Here is a 21,257-nt window from a genome sequence, read left to right on the forward strand (position 1 = left end):
AATTTTTTCCATGTGGGATACTATTTAAAAAAGCGCGAATAAAAACATGGAAATTATTATGTACTTATGTTATAATCTGAAGCGATTGTGCCTATATGTGGGCTAAAGGGCTTGAAACTGTGTTTTTCGGCTCTTTATTATAAATACTTTTAGGAGGAATTACAGATAAAATGAGCGTAACAGTTGAGAAGCTTGAAAAGAGCATGGCTAAGCTTAAGATTGAAGTATCTGCTGAGCAGCTCGAGAAGGCAATTCAGAAGGCCTATGAGAAAAACAAGAATAAGATTCAGTTACCCGGTTTCCGTAAGGGTAAGGCTCCTCGTAAGATGATCGAGCAGATGTACGGTAAGGGAGTATTCTATGAGGATGCTGCAAATGAACTTATCGAGACAGAGTATCCCAAGGCTGTTGAGGAGTGCGGAGAGAACGTTGTATCATCTCCCAAGATTGATGTTGAGCAGCTTGAGGCAGGAAAGGACTTCATCTTTACAGCTGAAGTAGCTCTTAAGCCTCCGGTTAAGCTTGGAAAATATAAGGGCGTTGAAGTTGAGAAGATGGACATCGACGTTACAGATGCTGATGTTGACGCTGAGATCGACAAGCAGAGAAATACAAATGCAAGAACTGTTGATGTAACAGACAGAGCAGTTCAGAACAACGATATCGTTACTCTTGATTTCGAAGGATTTGTTGACGGAGTTGCATTCCCCGGTGGAAAGGGAACAGATTATCCTCTTACAATCGGTTCGGGTGCATTCATTCCCGGATTCGAAGAGCAGCTTGTTGGATTTGAGATTGGTAAAGAAGGCGATGTAAACGTTAAGTTCCCTGAGGAATATCAGGCAGCTGAACTTGCCGGAAAAGATGCTACTTTCAAGTGCACAGTTAAGGCTATCAAGGCTAAGGAACTTCCTGAGCTCAACGATGAGTTTGCAAGCGATGTATCAGAGTTTGATACACTTGCCGAGTACAAGGAAGATGTTAAGAAGAAGCTTGTTGAGAAGAAGACAAACGAAGAGAAGGCTAAGAGAGAAGATGCTGTAGTTAAGGCTGTTATCGAAGATTCAGATATGGAGCTTCCTGAGGCTATGATCGAGACACAGCAGAGACAGATCGTTAATGATTTCGCTCAGAGACTTCAGATGCAGGGTATGAACATGGATCAGTATCTTCAGTATACAGGTAACACTGTAGACAAGATGCTTGAGCAGGTTAAGCCTCAGGCTATCGAGAGAATCAAGTCAAGACTTGTTCTCGAGGCTGTAGCTGAGAAGGAAAACATCACAGTTTCAGACGAAGAGTTCGAGAAGGAACTTGAGAAGATGGCTGAGCAGTACAGAATGGAGCTTTCTAAGCTTAAAGAGCTCATGTCTGATGCTGAGAAGAAGGTCATGAAGAGTGATCTTGCAGTTCAGAAGGCTGCTGATTTCCTTGTGGAGAATGTAAAGGAAGGCGCTGCTAAGAAGGCTGCAAAGAAGACAACAACAAAGAAGACTGCTGAAAAGGCTGAGAAGGCTGCCGATAAGGAAGAGAAGCCTGCAAAGAAGACAGCTGCCAAGAAGACTACAGCTAAGAAAGATGCTGCAGACAAGGAAGAGAAGCCTAAGAAGACAACAACAAGAAAGAAGAAGACTGAAGAGTAATCAGGCAGTTTGAATAAAAACATATGAACCTTATGGCACTTATTATTTGGTAAATACAAAGAAATAGGTGCCATTAGTTTTATGTGGAACCGGGAGGATGTATGATAGAGTCTTTTTTTAACAAGTATAAGAAAATATTTGCGGGGATATTCATTATCGGAATATTCTGTGCAGTTGTGCCTGTTATAGTGGGCTGTGGTTATACATATCTGTGTGAAGATGATTTCAGCTTTGAGGGTGGAGCTGCGGATGCTGCGGATGTATACGGATCCAACGTGGTTGCAGCCGCACATAAGATGGTTGAATATTACAATGTAAATCAGGGAACATATCTTTTTAATTATCTGATTCATTTTATCAGGGCATATACAAGAGGTGGACTTCCGGGATTTCATTTTTACATGATCCTAAACGCTGTCGCTTTCTGCGTTGCACTTATGGTTCTTCTGAAAATCCTTATAAAAGACAATACCGCGTGCCTCGGAGCCTCTTTTGCAATATTTGCGACTGTTTTTTCCATGGCGAATACGCCAAGTGGAAGAGAGCTTTTTTACTGGTATACCGGCGGACTTAATTATCTGACGGAATTAACCCTTGGTCTGCTTGCTGTTTCGTTGAGTATCCTGTATATACGAAAGAAAAAAAATGGATATCTTGTTGTAAGCGCCATATTGGCATTTTTGGCAAGCGGAGGATCGCTTAATATTGTACTTGCTGATCTTTCGTGGCTTATCGCAGTAGTGATACTTAAAAGAGAAGAATTTATCAAGGATAAAAAGATTGCTATACCGGCGGGCGTATCGTTTGTAGGAACACTTATAAACGGTCTTGCTCCCGGAAACTATAGAAGAGCGGAGAAAGACCTGAAGGAAGGCCACAGTACATTTTTTGACGCACTTAGGGATACTTTTAAATGTATCGTTTCCGAAGACAAGATCCTTTTTACAAGTGCTGTGTTTATTCTTATGCTGCTCTTGGCATTTGTGATCTTCACTATTTATAAGGTTAAGGTGCTTGAGGGAAAAGTTACGGTGTTAAATCTTGTGATCGTTCTTGTCGGAACATGGTTTGCGAGATATTTCACCATGTTTCCCGTATGTTTCGGATATCATGTGGATGAAGTTATCAACATGAGAACCGCAAGTTCTTATGAGATTGTGGCGAAGTTTATGTATTTTCTTGTAGTGGCGGTGCTTGCACAGTTTCTTTCGGAGAAGTTTGAAGGAAAGACAGATCGTATCGCAACGGGAGTGCTTGCTGCAGGAGTATTGCTTGCACTGATCCTTCATTCGGCATTAAGTGAAGATATTAAGAGCGGAATGTCGTATGCTTCATATGACGATTATAGGACAGGGGCATTGCAGGAAAACTATGCCGCTCGCGAATATGTTCTTTCGTCGCTTACTTTGGCGGAAAAAGGAAGCGATGCCGTTATTTATGTCAGACCTTACAGACCGGCATATTCCACCTATGGAATGGGGCTTGGAGTAGAAGCCGGAGAGTGGGTGAACAGGTCTGCGGCAGGCTTTTATGATCTTAATACCGTTACGATTGTTTATCTTGAAGAGTGAGATGCTATGAAAAATTTCCCGTAAATATCAGTTTGCGGGAAATTTTTATGCTCTTTTTATAAAATTATTGGTATAATGGAAATTGGAATTTTATTTTTAGGCTAGAAAGGAAGAAAAAATGAGTTTAATACCTTACGTCATTGAACAGACAAGTCGCGGTGAGAGGTCATATGATATTTACTCCAGACTTTTGAAAGAGAGAATCATTTTCCTCGGAGAAGAAGTTAATGCCGCATCAGCCAGTACAGTTGTAGCTCAGCTCCTGTTCCTTGAAGCTGAAGATCCCAATAAGGACATTCATATGTATATTAACAGTCCCGGGGGAGAGATTACATCCGGAATGGCTATATATGATACAATGCATTATATAAAATGTGACGTTAGCACAATATGTATAGGAATGGCTGCAAGTATGGGAGCGTTTCTTCTTGCAGGCGGAGCAAAGGGCAAGAGAATGGCTCTTCCCAATGCGGAAGTTATGATCCACCAGCCTTTGGGAGGAACACAAGGTCAGGCTACTGAGATTGAGATTGCTGCAAAGCATATCATCAGAACAAAAGAGAAAATGAACAGGATGCTTGCTGAGAATACAGGAAAGCCTTTCGAGCAGGTTGCTGCAGATACTGAAAGAGATAACTGGATGACTGCGCAGGAAGCTTTGGAATACGGGTTGATTGATTCTATAGTTGAGAACCGTCCTAAGAAAGAGGAAAATAAATAATGGCAAAGATACCGGGAGAGATCAAGTGCTCTTTTTGTAATAAGACACAAGATCAGGTAAAAAAATTAATAGCGGGACCTGCAGGTGTATATATCTGCGACGAGTGCGTAGAGATTTGCTCGGACATCATCGCTGAGGAATTCGACGATGAGCCCGAAGTAGTTGAGAGGGACCAGCAGATAAATCTTTTGAAGCCTGTAGAAATCCGAAACTTTTTGGATGAGTACGTTATCGGACAGGAGGAAGCTAAGAAAGTTCTTGCTGTTTCCGTATACAACCATTACAAGAGAGTATTGGCTCCAAAGAATGAAGATAAGTCGGAAGTTGAACTTCAGAAGAGTAATATCATAATGGTAGGTCCTACCGGATCGGGTAAGACATACCTTGCACAGACACTTGCCAAGATAATCAATGTACCTTTTGCGATTGCTGATGCTACAACGCTTACCGAGGCAGGATATGTCGGAGAAGATGTTGAGAATATATTGCTCAAGCTTATCCAGAATGCTGATTACGATATCGAGAGAGCGCAGTACGGCATTGTATATATCGATGAGATCGATAAGATCACAAAGAAGAGCGAGAATGTTTCCATAACAAGAGACGTATCGGGTGAAGGTGTTCAGCAGGCACTTCTTAAGATTATTGAGGGTACTATTGCAAGCGTGCCTCCGCAGGGCGGAAGAAAGCATCCTCATCAGGAGCTTATTCAGATTGATACAAGTAATATCTTGTTTATTTGCGGCGGAGCGTTTGACGGCCTTGATAAGATCGTTGAGGCAAGACTCGACCGCAACTCAATCGGATTTAACGCTGAGATTGCTGACAAGTCTGAAAGAGAAATCGGAGAAGTTCTCAAAGAGGTTACACCTCAGGATCTTGTTAAATTCGGACTTATTCCGGAGTTTGTCGGACGTGTGCCTATTACGGTAACACTTGAAGGTCTTTCAAAGGAAGCACTTGTCAGAATTCTTACAGAGCCCAGAAATGCTCTTGTTAAGCAGTATCAGAAGCTCTTTGATTTTGATGATGTTAAGCTTACATTTGAGGAAGGCGCTGTTGATAAGATTGCGCAGATGGCATACGAGAGAGAAACAGGTGCCAGAGGACTTCGTTCCATCATGGAAAAGACTATGATGAATGTTATGTACGAGATTCCTTCCGATGAAACAATCAGCGAGTGTGTGATCACTGACAATTCCGTTGACGGAACAAGTGAGCCTCTTATTGTTCACAAAGAACAGGGAAAACTTCTTAAGCCCGCAAAATAATTGCAAGGCAGAACAGAGAAAAAAGATAGATTTAGAGCCATGACTTAAAGTCATGGCTCATTTTTTAGTGGGGTTTATATTTAAAACAAATAGTGTTTAAATATCAATTTTCATTCCGCCGTATTTTCTGATCTTAAGAACGACGCATGCTCCTTCGCCGAATATATCGTTGAGGGCTTTTTTGTATTCTTCGACCTTGTCATTACGAACAAAAGCCTGAATTGTTCCGGCAAATCCGCCTCCATGAACCCTGCATACACCGCCGTCTTCACCAAGTATGGTCTCGCTGATGCAAAGAGCAAGTGAAATACCCTGGTGCTGAACGTCCTGATTGGTATATACGTTCTGAAGGAATTTGTATGATGAATCACCGGATTCTTTTATGGTTTTCAGGAATGTAGCAAAGTCATTGTTTTTGAGGGCGTCAACCTGTTTTATAACCCTCTTGTTCTCTTCGTAGAAGTGGAGAGCACGAAGAACTGCTCTGTCTCCGAGCTTTTCACGAAGAGCGGGAATGGATTCAATAACTTTGGATTCAGGAACATTTACAAGAACGGCTTTCCTGAATTCTTCCGCTACGGCTTTCATTTCTTTGGTAACGGCAGCATATTCCGAAGTTAAGTCTGCGTGATTTCCCTTTGTATCTGTGATGCAAAGACTGTAGCCTGCTGCATCGAGATCAAGTTCTAAGGTTTCAACCTTTGGAGTGCCGGGAACTTTGAAATCTATATGACTGAGTTTTCCGAAAGAGCAGGCCATCTGGTCCATAAGGCCGCACGGCTTACCGAAATATATATTTTCTGCATATTGACCTATTGTTGCAATGGTCATCGGATCGATCTTACCCTCGTTGTACAATGAGGAGATGATAGTACCTATCACTGTCTCAAAGGATGCAGAAGATGAAAGACCTGAACCGTTAAGCACATCGCTTGTAATATAAGCATCAAAACCGCCTATTTCAAATCCGTTCATTTTGGCTCCGGCGAGAACACCTTTTACCATGGCAAGCGAAGAACCGTGTTCAGCCATGTTTATAGCTGTGTCATCAGGGCTGAAGCTTATCATGTTGTTGTAGCCTTCGGATCTGATATTTATCATGTCGGCTTTTTTTGCTACAACGGCGATAGTGTCTAAGTTGATGGATGCCGTAAGGACATGGCCGTGCTGATGGTCGGTATGATTACCGCCTATCTCTGTGCGTCCCGGTGCATTTATTATGCATACATCATCGTTGTATCCGGCAGTTGACTTAAAAGTATCCTCATAGCTTTTTATTGCCTTGATATATCTTTCTGTCTGATAAGCAATCAGAGATTCATCAAGATAGATATCCAGAAGCTTATCGTTTAATCTGCCATCTTCAATATAACTGATCAAGTCCTGTGTTTTCATATTTTCCTAACCCTCATCTGTTGACAAATATCTTAATACCCCAAGGTCCGATACTGATCCTGTCTCCGCGGTTGTAGTTATCCGAGCTTATAAGTTCCGTGCAGTCTTTAAATATTGAGATAAGCTCAATTCTGGGAGAGTAGTTAAAGTAGTAGGTTATCTCTTCACCGAGAGCATTGGTTCCCGATTTGACTATAATAGGGAATATTTCTTCGGGTACGGAGAGGCCTATTCTTCTTATAAGTTTTTTCAGTATCGAAGTGAGACCTTCGCATTTCATGTAACATCCGATATAGGTTACGGTTCCGCTTCCGTTTTCATAGAGTTTCTTATGAAGGATTGCGGCATATTTATCCCAACATGGATGTACGTAGGTACCCCAGATTTCTTCGCCTGTGCCCTGAGGCCTCAAAAGTTCCATCCAGTGAGAAACATTAAATTCTCTTCCTTCGATCTTTATAGTTGTATCTACGGGTCTTGTAAATTGATCGTAGCTTCCTCCGACCATGTCTGTCATGTTATAAGGAAGAGCATCGGGATAAATCTTAAGCTCTTCATCAGAGACAAGACTCTTAAATCCAAGTACAAGATTTCCGCCTTTCTCAACATATTTGCGAAGAGAATCGATGAGTTCTGTTGTAGCCGAGTAGAGTGAAGGTGCTATCAGGAGAGGATATTTTTTAACCAGCTCCTCCGGATCCATATTAATAATATCGTCTTTGTAAACAATATCTGTTTCAAGATTCATCTTGTAGCAGGCATTGTACATCCAGCGAAGTATATGGTTATAACTAAGCTCCTTAGGGCTCCAGTCATCTTCCCCGACGCTTGCATCAGATACATCGTCAATAGGAAATTCATCCAGACCAACAAGGCTTCTGTTATCTGCGATAATGGCAGCAGGACAGTGCTTCCTGAGATTTTGTAAATGCTCGTCTATCTTAAGCTCTTCAGACCTTGCAAAGGCAAGCTCCTTATAAGTTTCACCGGGGATCAGGTCGTGGCTTATGATCCCTTTCCAGTAGGACTCAAGGGAATTGTGGATTGAATGCCAATTCCAGTACATAACACCGTTTGCTCCACTTGCAAGGTGGCTGTAATAAGCCTGTCTGAGCTGTCCGGGATATGCGAGCCAGTCAAGTCTGCCCTGAGACTGTGTTTCAAGTACAAGGTAATTATCCTTTTTGAGTGATCTTCCGATGGCACCGCCGAAACCTATGGTTGCGCCGTCGAATCTGTTCTGAGTGGGATGGTAGATATCAACTCCGGCAATATTAACGGCTTTTGCAGCGTCCTGCTGATTAACAAGAGGCTGAATGCCGTAAGAAAATCCATCCCATGAGAAATCATAATTGTGAGTGATGAACTGATCGTCTCTCTTATACTCATTTATGATGTCTGCCTGCCATTTCTGGTACTCGGTTATCCTGTCTCTGAGGAACGCCTTGTAGGCAGCGGAAAGACTACCGTTTATGGTACCGCGGATATCGGGCATGTCATCCCATGATTCAATGCGGTTACTCCAGTAATTGAGCCCGAATTCATCGTTGAATTTATTGATGTCGGGATATTTCTTCTTCATCTCTTCGATGAACAACTTTTGATTTTCAGGAGAATATCCGTTTCCTGAGCGTGTCTCGTTATCAATCTGATATCCGATAACCTGCGGATTTGCCGCAACTTCTTCCATCATCTTTCTGATGATCCTTTCAGCATGGAAAAGAAAATGCGGGTTGGTGATATCGTGTTGCTGTCTGCGTCCGTAGATGCTCTGTCCTTCAGGAGTTACGGCCATGACATCGGGGTATTTCTTTGCAAGCCATGAAGGTATAGCGTAAGTAGGCGTACCTACGATGACCGAAATATCGTATTTTGCGGCCGCATCAAGAACTTTGTGTAAATATGTAAAATCAAATACGTTATCGGAAGGCTCCCAATTACTCCATGTGGATTCAGCGATTCTGATAACGTTCATGCCGGCATCCTTCATAAGTTGGAAGTCGGTATCTATTCTGTCATAAGGCATATATTCAGCATAATAAGCAGCACCAAAAAAAGTTGATTTCATAACAATTCACCTCATAAAAAACCTTTGTATATATATTTTATAAAAAAATTCGCTTAATATGTCAAAAATGAGAAAAAATATTCGTATATGCAACAAACACAAGATGCAGTTTTTTATTTGATAGGAATTTCATATCAAATATAAATTGGTTTTATTTAGCAGCCAACATGAAAAATCAAGTAACAATTGCGGTTGACGAAAAAATGATAAAGTGCTAAATTTCAAACAAGACAACCAATTGCGCAAAGTATAACACAGAGTTTAAAAAAAGCAAAGTATTATTTTAAATATCGATTAAAAGAGGTTTTATCGGATGGGAGAGAATGAAAAAAAGAATATAACCATCGGGGATGTTGCGAAGGCGTTGGGGGTGTCAAAAACAACGGTTTCCCGTGCAATTTCCGGTAAGGGCAGAATAGGAAACGAAACAAGGAAGAGAGTCCTTGAATATATAGAAGCAAACAATTACAGGCCAAATCCAATGGCCAAAGGGCTTGCGGACCAGAAAAAATATAATATATGCTGGGCTATTCCCGGAGATTCGAATGTGTATGCACTTCCTTTTTTCCAGAGGTGCATGGCGGGAGTTTGCGAGGTTACTACGGCTACTGACTATGATGTCCTGATCTCGCTTGTATATGAGGATAATATTTCTCATTTAAAGAGGATCGTCGAGAATAAAAAAGCGGACGGCGTTATCCTTGGTCGAACAATGGTGGACGATCTTGCAGTTAAGTACTTAAAAAGCATGAATATTCCGTTTGTTACGGTCGGAAGCAGCAAAGAAAAGGGTGTTATTCAGGTAGATAACGATCAGGAGAATGCCTGCATGGAGATGACAACCGCTCTGATAAAATGCGGTTATAAAAAGCCGGTTCTGATCGGCGGCGCACTCGGCCACATGGTAAATACGACAAGACAGAAAGGGTTCGAGATGGGGCTTAAGGCAGCAGGTATCGGAGTTGAGTCGGATATGCTCTTTCTTGGAAACGAAACTTCCGAAGAAGTGGAAAAAGCAGTCGATGCAGCGATCAAAGCAGACGCAGAGTGTATAGTATGTATGGATGACAGAATATGTCGTGATGTGATTTTGAAACTCAGGCGAGATGGCGTGAATATTCCCGGGGATGTCGGAGTTGCGTCTTTTTATAACAGCGATCTGCTTTCGGGAAATCAGCCTCAGGTCACAGCTCTTCAGTATGATCCGAAGGAACTTGGAAACGTTGCGTGTAAGACGTTGCTCAGACTTATAGACGGTGAAGAGGCTCCGGAAAAGAGCCTTCTTGGCTATGAAGTATTACTGAAAGAGTCCACACAAAAAAGCGTAAATCCGATTACATTATCAAAAAAACATTGATACACCCCCGTAAAAAAGGTAAAATATAATAGTATGGACAACCGTTTGCGTGTGATTTTTGCGCAATAGTACAGGCAGAAGAACTTTTTATATTACTTATAATTGTTAGGAGGGAAACGATTATGAAAAAGAAGTTTCTATCAATTGCTTTGGCATCTATGATGGTTGCAGCTGCTATTACAGGGTGTGGCAATCCTGAGGTTGCCAATGACACGGTAGAGTCTGAAACACCAACAGCTGAAAGCTCAGGAGATAGCGGGGAAACGGATGGCGCAGCTTCTGCGGACGCAGTTCAGAACCTTATCAGCAGTACAACGGGACCGGTGGATCTTACACTTTGGGCTTCTGAGGAAGATCAGGATTTCACACAGGGAGTTATTGATGACTTCAAGGCTCTTTATCCTGATGTAACATTTAACATTACACTCGGCGCAGAGTCAGAGTCTACAGCTAAGGATAAAGTCCTTACAGACGTTGAGGCTGCTGCGGATGTATATACATTTGCACATGACCAGATCAATGACCTGGTTAATGCGGGAGCACTTCAGGAAGTATTGGCTACTTACACATATGATGTAAAGAATGCCAATGTTCAGACTTCTGTTGATGCCGCAACAGTAGGCGGAAAGCTTTATGCTTATCCTATGACGGCAGATAACGGTTACTTTATGTTCTATAACAGTGAGGTTATCAAAGACCCTTCCAATCTTGAAGCAATGATCGCCGATGCAAAGGCTGCAGGCAAGAAGATTGCTATCGAGTTTAAGAACGGATGGTACCTTTACGGTTTCTTTAAGGCAGTCGGCCTTGACGCTACACTTAATGAAGACGGAAAGACAAACACTTGCAACTGGAACGGAGAGGGCGGTGTTGACGTATGTCAGGCAATCCTTGATGCAGTTGCTTCAGGTGTTGTTGTAAATATGGATGACGGCACTACCGTTACAGGAATTAAGGACGGTACGGTTTGTGCGGCTATTAACGGTATCTGGAATGCACAGGTTGCACAGGATGCCTGGGGAGCAAACTACGAAGCAAGTAAGCTTCCCACAATGAAGATCGGTGGCAAAGATTGCCAGCTTTCATCATATTCCGGATTTAAGCTTATCGGTGTAAATCCTCATGCAAAGAATATCGGTTGGGCTATGCTTCTTGCTGAGTACCTTACTTCAGAGGAAGTTCAGACAGCAAGATTTGAGGCAAGAAACCTCGGACCTTCCAATATTAATGCAGCTTCATCTGATGCGGTTAAGAGTGATAAGGCTATTTCAGCTCTTGCAGCGCAGGCACCTTTCTCAACACCTCAGGTTATTGGCGGAAATTACTGGAGTCCTGCTGAGACACTCGGGCAGATTCTTGCAAGCGGCAATCCTGACAAGACAGATCTTCAGCAACTTCTTGATACTGCAGTTGAAGGTATTACAGCACCGGTCAATGACTGATAATTGAATTTTGGGCTAGATACTAGCCAATGAAGTATAACCCCATATCGAATGAGGTATGGGGTTATATTTGTCAAAAAGGTAAAAGGGTAAGAGAAAGGAGTTGAGATAATTGGCTAATTATAGGACTTATCCGCATAATCAGAGAAATTATCCGCGTAATCAAAAGACTGTTCGTATTAAGAAGGCTCCCAAAGTTAATCCGATCGTAAAATACTTCAAGGAATTGGGCACTTGTCTGGCAGAGGGCAGTACTTGTGTGAAACTATCGACCGTATTCATGGGATTGGGGCATATATACAATTACCAGTTTATGAAAGGTGTGCTTGTATTTATTGTGCAGGCGCTGTTTATTGTATACCTCATTTTCGGTGCCGCACCGAATCTGGCTAAGTTCAGTACACTCGGTACGGTGAAAAGAGAAGCCATATTCGATCCTCTGACGATGCAGAATACAGTAAATGATTATGACAATTCATTTATGATACTGCTTGGCTCGGTAGGTGCACTGTTTATTATTTTCATGTTCTTTTTATTCTGGGTAAGCAATATTAAGAGCATGTACAGGACACAGCTTCTGCTGGAGGCAAGAAAGCATGTAAATACTTTCAGTGAAGATTTCAAAGAGCTCTTGGGCGAGAAGTTCCATATTACACTTCTTTCATTCCCTATTCTCGGCGTTATTTTGATGAATATCATCCCGATATTGATCCTTATCACTATAGCATTTACCAATTACGACCAGAATCATCTGCCGCCGAGTGAACTGTTTACCTGGGTTGGATTCAGAAACTTTGTAAAACTGTTTACTCAGACAACAACATCCTCTTTTGGATATGCATTCAGAAGAATTCTTGAATGGACATTTTTGTGGGCATTTTTTGCAACGGTTTCGAACTTCCTTCTTGGTCACCTTATTGCACTGCTCATCAATTCGAAACTTATCAAACTTAAAAGATTTTGGAGAACGTTATTTATAGTTACGATTGCCGTGCCGCAGTTTGTAACACTTCTTTTGATAAGAAATTTCCTTGCGGATTCGGGTATTGTCAATTCTATATGTTCAAGCATGGGCATAACGGCGTTTCTTCAGAATGTAGGCCTTGTAAGTAAGAATATTTCATATATTCCGTTCCTTACCAGCCCCGGATGGGCAAAAGTTACGATTGTCATTATAAATATCTGGGTTGGTATTCCGTATCAGATACTGATTTCTACAGGTATTCTTTTGAATATTCCAAGGGACCAGATTGAGGCGGCAATGATCGACAGAGCGTCACCGTATGCGATATTTAAAAACGTAACAATGCCTTATGTTATGTTCGTTGAGGGACCGACGCTTGTCACTGACTTTGTAAGAAATATCAATAACTTCAATATTATTTATCTGCTTACGCAGGACGTATATGTAACGACGGATCAGGCACTGGCCAATTCACACGGAAAAGAAGTAGACCTTCTCGTCACGTGGCTGTTCAGACTGACAAACGAGTATTACGATTACAAGATGGCGTCGGTAATCGGTGTCATTGTATTCTCGATATGTTCGATATTTACTATTCTTTCATTTAGCAGAATTGTAGCAGGTGAGAGAGAGGAGGTATTCATGTGATGAAAGTAAAAAAATTTATTATATCAAGCCTCCTTCATATCCTGTTGGCATTTATAACATTTGTATGGATAATACCGATCATCTGGCTTGTAGTTACGGCTTTCAGCGGATATAAGGGAATAGACATATCTCATTTCTTCCCTGAGACATGGTCGGTTAAGAATTTTAGTACCATTTTGTTTAAGCCGGACTCTGTTGTACAGTATGTGACATGGTTTAAAAATACGTTTATCATAGCAGTCTTTACTTGCATAATATCCACAGTGTTTATATTCATGGTAGGTTATGCATTTTGCTGCCTGAGATTCCCCGGACGTAAGCAACTTATGGTATTTAGCGTTGTTTTGAATATGTTCCCCGGCGTACTTTCAATGATAGCTGTGTACTTTGTACTTAAGTCTCTCGGACTTACAAACAGCCACATCGGTATGATCATAGTTTACTCGGCGGGTTCCGGACTTGGATTCCTCATTGTCAAAGGATTCATGGATACAATTCCCGTATCTCTGCGTGAGTCCGCAAGACTTGAAGGAGCCAATGAACTTCAGATCATGCTTAATATCATACTTCCTATCTGTAAACCTATAATTGTTTATCAGGTAATCGCTTCATTCCTTGTTCCGTGGGGAGATTTCGTACTCGCAAAGCTTATGCTCAATTCCGGACTTTCAAAAGACTGGACCATTGCGATAGGACTGTATAACATGCTTGATAAGTCGCTTATCAACAAATACTTCTCAATATTCTGCGCAGGCGGACTACTCGTCTCCATCCCGATATCAATACTGTTCCTGCTTATGCAGAAGTTCTACATCGAGGGTGTATCAGGCGGAGCGATAAAGGGCTGATTATTTATAAAAGGGACGACCTATATGGCCATTCTTCACGGCCTGCAGCGACAGTATCAGTTTTGAAATGTTTGTGGTCGGCTGCGCAGTGATTTTCATAATTTTAGAAAACCCGAAAATGCCTCCTTTCGACGTTGCTCAGGGAAGTCGGCATTTTCGGGTTTTCTAAAATTTGAAAATCATCTTGCTCGTCCGAAAACTGCACATTTTAAAACTGATACCGTCGCTGCAGGCCGTGAAGAATGGCCATACAGGTCTGTTGCTTGTTATATGCTGATTTTAGCAGCTACTCATATAATGCAGCAGACCTCCTAATGGAAGAAATAGTTGTTTTGCATTAAAGAGGACTAATTGATATCATTATAATCTGACATTAATCTGATTTTAATCTTTCTCAAAGGATTGTTTAATTTGGGACCTTTATATTGATTACTGTAAACAAAAGAAAACATTCTTACAAAGAGAAAGGGAATACACCATGGATGAATTTGAAAAGATTGAAAAATTAAGAGCTAGAGCAAACGTAACATATGAAGAGGCTAAGGCGGCACTTGCTGAGGCAAACGGAGATCTTCTTGATGCGATGATCGTTTTGGAGAAAGAGGGCAAGGTTGCAAAGCCTGAGCAGCAGGTACATTCCACAGAATATACACGTGAGCCCGGATATGAGATGGTTCCCGTAGGTGATGGTAAGGACTGCGGTGAGAGTTTTGGAACCAAGTTCAAAGAAATCGTTAAGAAAGTGATCGACTATCTTTCAAACAATCATATGAAAGTTTCGCATCACGATGAGCAGGTAATCGACCTTCCGCTCTGGACGGCGGTTCTGATATTGGGTCTCGGCTGGTGGTTTATACTTGTACTTATTGTGGTTTCACTGTTCTTTGATTGGAATTATAAGTTCTACGGAAAAAACAATCTACAGGGCGCAAACAATGTAATGGACAAGGCAAAAGAGACCGCTGAGCAGGTTAAGGAAGAATTTCACCACAATTCTTCGGAATCATAATGAAACACTACCAATAACGACAGGAGTATTAAATGGCGGCACATTTACTTATAGTTGAAGATGAGGACAAACTTGCAAGGTTTGTCGAACTTGAATTGCAGCATGAAGGGTATGAAGTGAGCAAAGCGGCCGATGGCCGCGAAGGCCTTAGGATGGCAACCGAAGGAAACTACGACCTTATTTTGCTTGATATCATGCTGCCGGGTTTAAACGGACTGGAAGTACTGAGGCGATTGATGCAGGATAATCCGACGCCGACGATTCTTTTGACCGCACGTGACGAAGTCATGGATAAAGTATCGGGACTCGATGGCGGGGCTGTGGACTATATCACAAAGCCTTTTGCCATTGAGGAACTTCTTGCAAGAGTCAGGGTTGCGCTTAAGCTTCACGGAAAGGTGAGCGCTGAGAGCGCAGCTAAAGGCACTTCCGACGCAAATGAAGAAGGCGTTTATACCTGGCAGAAACTAAAACTTGATGAGAAAAAGCGGGAGGTTACTTATGACGGCCATATAATTTCGCTTACAAACCGTGAGTTTTTGATGCTTGAAATGCTTCTAAAGAATAAAGACATTGTGCTTTCGAGGGACACTCTTCTTGAGAAAGTGTGCGGCTATGACTATGTCGGTGAAACCAATATGATCGATGTATATATAAGATATCTGCGCTCAAAGATTGATGATGCGTTTGATGTTAATATGATCACGACCGTGAGGGGAGTAGGCTATGTCATCAAATCCGATGCAGAATAATGTTCGCCCGTCAAAAAAAATGACGTCTATCGCGCATCATATCGTGGGTCAGATAAGCCTGGCAAAGACGAAAGTATATTTAAAAACGGATCTGCTCATGTTCATCCTGCTGAACGCGGGATGGGCATATATGAAAGAGCTGGAGGTTATCGGGGAATTTTCACTTTTTAATCATAATCGCAGCTTATATTCGGAAACAGGGCATTTGAGCGATATATGCTATCGTGTTTTTTCAACGGACGGGGAAATGCTTATGTCCGCCGAATTTTTTATGATAGCTTTCAGAATAGCTGTCTTTGTGGCGGCACTTTTTGTATTGCAGATGATAGGACTTATGCTTTCGCTTCCGATCGTGTTTAGAAAGGCACATCGCACGCTCAGACCGATAAGAGAGATTGCGGAGAAAGCGGATGAGCTGAACAGACTCGCTTTTTCGGAGGATAAATTCAGGCATATAGAGGATGCGATAGAACATGCGGATCCGGAGGGAACGATAAACCTTAACGACAGGGACCTTCTTGGAATAGAACAGGCGGTTAATCATCTGATAGCGAGACTTCAGGATTCATACAGACAGCAGGCGCGCTTTGTAAATGACGCGTCACACGAGCTCAGAACTCCTATAGCGGTTATCAGGGGATACGCAGGAATGCTGGAGCGATGGGGCAGGTCTGATGAAAAAGTGCTTGATGAGTCGATCGCGGCTATATCTAATGAAGCCGAGCACATGAACCACCTGGTTGAGCAGCTTCTTTTCCTTGCGAGGGGCGACAGCGGAAAGACCGTATTGCAAAAAGAGAGCATTCTCTTAAATGAACTGATGAAGGAAATATATGAGGAATCATTTTTAATAGATGAAGAGCATCCGTACAGGTTTAGGGATGCTTCGGAACTTATAACGATCGATGCCGACCGTACGCTTCTTAAACAGGCGGTGCGCATACTTGTGGATAATGCCGCAAAATATACGAATAAAAACGATGAGATAATACTTGGAGTTGGGCGTACCGAAGACGACAGGCCGTATCTGATGGTGCAGGATACTGGTATAGGTATGACTCAAACAGATGTTGAGCATATGTTTGAAAGGTTCTACAGAGCCGATGAAGCCAGAAGTTTTCAGGGGACGGGACTTGGCCTTTCAATAGCAAAATGGATAGTTGACAGGCATGGCGGACACTTTGAAGTTGTTTCAAGAACGGAACTTGGAACAAGGATAATGATAGTTTTGTCTTAAAAATTGACTTAAAAAAGCATAAAGAATGAAATTGCCCTATTTATAATTATTGAAGATGTGTGTTATACTAAGTGTGTCGGCAAAAAGTACATTTGTCTACGAAGTGGCATTTTGATATTTAGGAGAATAAGGGCTTATGAAGAAAGTTGCTCTGGTAATGGAAAGCTGGGGACGATATATCACTAACGCATGGATAAGTGGAATCCTCAGCAAGATCAAGGAAGCGGATGCAGATGTAAACTTATATGTATTTAACGCTTATGCCAATTGGAGCACAGATGAGCTGTACAATCAGGGAGAACACAATATTTTTGGTCTCCCTGATTTTTGTGATTATGACGGAGTGATCGTTGAACTTAATAACACGGAAGAGCCTTCTGTAAGAAATGACGTGATAGAAAGAGTCAGGGCTTCCGGAACACCGGCTATTCTTATCAATGCAAAGGAAGACGGTTTCTATCTTGTTGGTGTAAATAATTATCAGTGCATGTATGATAATATAAGCTTTTTATATAATGAAAAGAACTGCAAGAGCTTTTGGTTTGTCATGGGACCGGAAGGAAATTATGAGAGTCAGAGACGTGCCAAGGCACTTGTTGACTTTGCAAAAGAAAAGGGCCTTAAAAAGAACAAGGATTATGTTCTTGAATTTAGAGGCTTTGATATAAAGGATGGAAGAGAAGCGTTTAGAAGTCTGTATGGGACAAAAAAGAAGATGCCCGATGCGGTGATCTGTGTCAATGACAATCTTGCGGTCGGCGTACTTGCCGAGGCGGAAGAAGAGGGAATTAAATGTCCTGAGGACTTTTATATAACGGGATTTGATGATTTTGACAAGGCAAGATTTTATTCTCCAAGAATCTCTACCGTAAGCTACAAGAGAGAAGATGCCGGAGAGATGGCAATACAGCTTTTCCTTGATCTATGGAGCGGAAAGCCTGTTGAGCAGGAGAATTATATTAAATCCACCAATATATATTGGGATAGTTGCGACTGCGAGTCAGATATTATAGTTGACAGTCGTGCCCAGATGAAAGGCAATATCCTGTGGAATGAGAGCAGCGTAGAGTTTGCAAATGACTTATTAAAGCTTTCTTCAAGGATCACTCATGCAGACAGCATGAAAGAAATGGTTGATGTTATCCGTGATGTCGTCAAAGTATCCAGATGCGAAGATATCATAATGGTCCTCGATCCCAAGTTCTGGGCGCAGTTTGAGACTGCCGAGGAAGAGTGGATATTTGATACGGCTTATATTAATGAAGATTGTATAAAAAATGTTTTTCCGACTTTCGAAGGAACAGGCAGGGGCGATTGCTATCTGTTTATCCCCATTCACTTCAGGGAAAAGAGCGCGGGATATCTTGCAATGAAGAACCCGATATATCTTATGGAGCAGCAGTTCCTTTTTGATCTTATCAATACATTTTTATCAGGAATGGAGATCCTTTATCAGAAAGAATGTCTTGCAAGAGCCAATGAGAAGCTCTCGGATCTTTCTGTAAAAGATGCTCTTACGGGGCTTTATAACAGACTCGGATTTGGTGAATATGCAGAGAAGCTTATCGCTGACGGACACAAAGAAGGAAGACAGATGCTTATCCTTTATTCCGATCTTGATATGCTTAAGTATTTGAATGATACTTATGGCCATGAAGTTGGTGACAAAGCTATAATATGTGCTTCCAATGAGTTAAAAGAGCATGTTACCCCGGAGGGAATGTGCTTTAGACTTGGCGGTGATGAATTCCTTATAATTGATAAATTCATGAGTGAAGAGATTGTAAAGGATTGCATCATTGAGATAAGAGAAAATTTAGTCAGAGATTCCAGAAAGATAGAGCTTCCTGTAGATCTGTCGCTTAGTTTTGGATATGTTGTGACGGAAGGCAAAGGAAAAGTTTCTTTGGATGAGTACATAAGCAGAGCAGATACCTTGATGTATGAGGATAAGAGAAGGAGACGGAAAGGTAGGATATAGCAATGCCCGGTTGGCTTAAGAATGCAGTATTTTACGAGATCTATCCGCAGAGCTTTTATGATACCAACGATGACGGAATAGGAGATATTGGGGGAATCATAGAGAAACTTGATTATATCAAGGACCTTGGGGCAAATGCGCTTTGGATCAATCCGTGGTACGACTCTCCGTTCAAGGATGCGGGCTACGATGTGAGAGATTACAAAAAAGTGGCTTCAAGATACGGAACTAACGAGGATGCAAAGCGCCTTTTTGAGACGGCGCACAAAAAGGGCATCCGCGTACTTTTAGATCTCGTTCCGGGCCATACATCCGAAGAACATGAGTGGTTTAAAGAAAGCGGGAAAGCAATTCCCGTTGTAGACGGAGTGCCCAAGAAAAACGAGCATTCCGACAGATATATCTGGACTGAATACTGGCTGTCAGGTATTGGCGGCCATCCTTACATAAGCGGGGAATGTGACAGAAACGGCGTGTACATGCTGAATTTCTTTAAGTCGCAGCCCGCTCTCAATTATGGTTTTGCCGCTCCGACCGAGAGCTGGCAAATGTCTTACAAAGATCCCGAACCGCAAAAAACACTGGAACTTATGATGGATGTTATGAGATTCTGGCTAAATATGGGATGTGACGGCTTTAGAGTGGATATGGCAGATTCACTTGTAAAAGACGATGATGAAAGAAAGACATGTACGTGCTCACTTTGGAAAAAAGTAAGGGCAATGCTTGACAGTGAATATCCCGATGCGGCGATGGTATCTGAGTGGTCAAATCCCGAACTGTCTCTGAATGACGCCGGATTTCATATGGATTTCTATCTCGATCATGCAGGGAATGGATACAACAGACTTTTCAGAGATTACGAGACACTTGAAAAGTACCATGTATTTCCGATAGCTGAGGATAGGAAGAATACCGAAGGCAGGGACAGAAGCTTTTTCAAAAAAGACGGTGACAGCGATGCATCGGCTTTTCTAAGTGACTATATTCCAAAATATGAGAAGACAAAAGACGCAGGCTATATATGCTTTATGACCTGCAATCACGATACACCGAGACCTGCAAGGACGCTTGATGAGACAGAACTTAAGATCGCGTATGCCACTATATTTACGCTTCCCGGAGTTCCGTTTATTTATTACGGCGATGAGATCGGGATGAAGTATATTGAGAATCTTCCGACAAAGGAAGGCGGATATACCAGAACAGGCAGCAGAACTCCCATGCAGTGGGACGGAGGTGCTGTTAATATGGGATTTTCCGCCGCATCCAAGGATAAACTCTATCTTCCTGTTGATGAAAACGGTCCGAGCGTTACGGGACAGCAGAATGATAAGACTTCTTTGTATAATGTTGTAAAAGAGATTCTTGCAATCAGGGAAAAAGAAAAAGAGCTGTGCGCAGATGCTTCGTTTGAAGTTCTGTGCAGCGGAAAAGATAAGCCTTTTGTCTATAAGAGAGGCAGTCTTGTGATTATGGTTAATCCCGGTGAAAAAGATATTGAATATACAGCGGACTATCCCGCGATAGAAAACGGCGACTATGAAGAAGTCTATTCAATCGGCAGGATAGAGCGCAGTGGTTCAAAGATTGTGCTGAAGGCACAGAGCTTTGCAATGATCAGATTAAAGTGATGATTCTTTTGCCTCAGCTAAGAGTTCATCCATGAAATCATAAATATCGTCGCGGCCGTCTTTACTTAGGGCTGAGTAAGGGAAGATTTTTACATCGTCCGGAAGACCTAGGCCGTTTCTGAGCATGTTCAGGTGCTTTTCGTGCTGGCTTTTCTTGATCTTGTCGGATTTGGTCGCGATTATGACAGGCTGGAATCCCTGATGCACGATCCATTTGTACATCTGAACGTCGTTTGCAGAGGGCTCATGTCTTATATCTATTAAAAGAAAAACTCGAAGGAGCTGTTTGGAAGTGTGAAGGTAGTTCTCTACCATCTTTCCCCACTGCTCCTTTACTTTTTCGGGAACGCGCGCAAAGCCGTAGCCCGGAAGGTCTACGAGATAGAACTCGTTGTTTATGTTGTAGTAGTTTATTGTCTGGGTTTTACCCGGTTCCTGCGAAGTTCTCGCATAATTTTTTCTATTCATTATGCCGTTTATAAGTGAGCTCTTGCCGACATTACTTTTTCCCGCAAAGGCAAATTCGGGGTACGGATTGTCCGGAAGAGTACTTGTGATACCGCATACTGTCTCGAGGTTTACATTCTTTATTACCATCTTGTATTGTCTCCATGATCAATTGAATTCGATTTTTGGTTCCCGTATATTCTACACTATATGCTTCAAACAGGCAAAAAACGCTTGCACATAAGGGAAAACGTCCTTTGCTTAACTTG

At 42.0% G+C, this 21,257-nt stretch carries 16 protein-coding genes; 13 read left to right on the forward strand and 3 right to left on the reverse strand.

Annotated features, from left to right (window positions below; all coding sequences use genetic code 11):
* Positions 1-170 precede the first annotated feature (170 nt).
* The 4 genes from tig (at position 171) to clpX (ending at position 5,206) form a co-directional block, all read left to right on the forward strand.
* The gene (gene tig, locus DL92_RS18435) at positions 171-1,643 is read left to right on the forward strand and encodes a trigger factor (RefSeq protein WP_034468583.1); all 1,473 of its coding nucleotides are present in this window, start codon (positions 171-173) and stop codon (positions 1,641-1,643) included.
* A gap of 101 nt (positions 1,644-1,744) precedes the next feature.
* Positions 1,745-3,214, forward strand: a complete 1,470-nt coding sequence (locus DL92_RS0106155; RefSeq protein ID WP_026667203.1) for a DUF6056 family protein — start codon at positions 1,745-1,747, stop codon at positions 3,212-3,214.
* A gap of 118 nt (positions 3,215-3,332) precedes the next feature.
* Positions 3,333-3,935 carry an ATP-dependent Clp endopeptidase proteolytic subunit ClpP gene (gene clpP, locus DL92_RS0106160; RefSeq protein WP_026514654.1) on the forward strand — a complete coding sequence of 201 codons (603 nt, stop codon included), beginning with the start codon at positions 3,333-3,335 and terminating at the stop codon, positions 3,933-3,935.
* Positions 3,935-5,206, forward strand: a complete 1,272-nt coding sequence (gene clpX, locus DL92_RS0106165) for an ATP-dependent Clp protease ATP-binding subunit ClpX (RefSeq protein ID WP_026656816.1) — start codon at positions 3,935-3,937, stop codon at positions 5,204-5,206. Before clpP ends, clpX begins: the two co-directional genes overlap by 1 nt.
* 96 nt (positions 5,207-5,302) lie before the next feature.
* Here the strand turns inward: clpX and DL92_RS0106170 are convergent, their stop codons facing one another.
* A complete protein-coding gene (locus tag DL92_RS0106170; RefSeq protein ID WP_026667204.1) occupies positions 5,303-6,601 on the reverse strand; it encodes a galactokinase in 1,299 nt (432 codons plus the stop codon).
* A 13-nt stretch (positions 6,602-6,614) separates the two neighbouring features.
* Complete coding sequence (locus DL92_RS0106175; RefSeq protein WP_026656817.1) at positions 6,615-8,669, reverse strand: beta-galactosidase; 2,055 nt, start codon at positions 8,667-8,669, stop codon at positions 6,615-6,617.
* Between the two features lie 313 nt (positions 8,670-8,982).
* Between DL92_RS0106175 and DL92_RS18440 the strand changes: the two genes are divergently transcribed.
* The 9 genes from DL92_RS18440 to DL92_RS0106225 all read left to right on the forward strand — a co-directional run bounded on the left by DL92_RS18440 (position 8,983) and on the right by DL92_RS0106225 (position 20,541).
* A complete protein-coding gene (locus DL92_RS18440; RefSeq protein ID WP_051625243.1) occupies positions 8,983-10,026 on the forward strand; it encodes a LacI family DNA-binding transcriptional regulator in 1,044 nt (347 codons plus the stop codon).
* 122 nt (positions 10,027-10,148) lie between these two features.
* Positions 10,149-11,468 (forward strand): extracellular solute-binding protein, encoded by a 1,320-nt coding sequence (locus DL92_RS0106185; protein ID WP_026656818.1) that lies wholly within the window; start codon positions 10,149-10,151, stop codon positions 11,466-11,468.
* Between the two features lie 112 nt (positions 11,469-11,580).
* Positions 11,581-13,080, forward strand: coding sequence for a carbohydrate ABC transporter permease (locus DL92_RS0106190; protein WP_242838994.1), 1,500 nt, complete (start codon positions 11,581-11,583; stop codon positions 13,078-13,080).
* Complete coding sequence (locus DL92_RS0106195; RefSeq protein ID WP_026656821.1) at positions 13,080-13,928, forward strand: sugar ABC transporter permease; 849 nt, start codon at positions 13,080-13,082, stop codon at positions 13,926-13,928. Before DL92_RS0106190 ends, DL92_RS0106195 begins: the two co-directional genes overlap by 1 nt.
* A gap of 478 nt (positions 13,929-14,406) precedes the next feature.
* Positions 14,407-14,937, forward strand: a complete 531-nt coding sequence (locus DL92_RS20130) for a UBA domain-containing protein (protein ID WP_051625244.1) — start codon at positions 14,407-14,409, stop codon at positions 14,935-14,937.
* Positions 14,938-14,969: 32 nt separating this feature from the next.
* A complete protein-coding gene (locus tag DL92_RS0106210; RefSeq protein ID WP_026667205.1) occupies positions 14,970-15,689 on the forward strand; it encodes a response regulator transcription factor in 720 nt (239 codons plus the stop codon).
* Complete coding sequence (locus DL92_RS0106215; RefSeq protein ID WP_155833820.1) at positions 15,664-16,926, forward strand: sensor histidine kinase; 1,263 nt, start codon at positions 15,664-15,666, stop codon at positions 16,924-16,926. Before DL92_RS0106210 ends, DL92_RS0106215 begins: the two co-directional genes overlap by 26 nt.
* Positions 16,927-17,062: 136 nt before the next feature.
* Positions 17,063-18,907: a diguanylate cyclase domain-containing protein gene (locus tag DL92_RS0106220; protein WP_026667206.1), complete on the forward strand. Its 1,845-nt coding sequence runs from the start codon at positions 17,063-17,065 to the stop codon at positions 18,905-18,907.
* A 2-nt stretch (positions 18,908-18,909) separates the two neighbouring features.
* Entirely contained in the window at positions 18,910-20,541 is a 1,632-nt protein-coding gene (locus DL92_RS0106225) for an alpha-amylase family glycosyl hydrolase (protein ID WP_026667207.1), read from the forward strand.
* On the opposite strand, the gene yihA is transcribed toward DL92_RS0106225, so the two are convergent.
* Positions 20,533-21,138, reverse strand: coding sequence for a ribosome biogenesis GTP-binding protein YihA/YsxC (yihA, locus tag DL92_RS0106230; protein ID WP_026667208.1), 606 nt, complete (start codon positions 21,136-21,138; stop codon positions 20,533-20,535). The two genes, DL92_RS0106225 and yihA, sit on opposite strands and share 9 nt — an antisense overlap.
* Positions 21,139-21,257 lie beyond the last annotated feature (119 nt).

Origin of the sequence: Butyrivibrio sp. AE2005, from assembly GCF_000686965.1 — a bacterium.
Lineage (GTDB): Bacteria > Bacillota > Clostridia > Lachnospirales > Lachnospiraceae > Butyrivibrio > Butyrivibrio hungatei_A.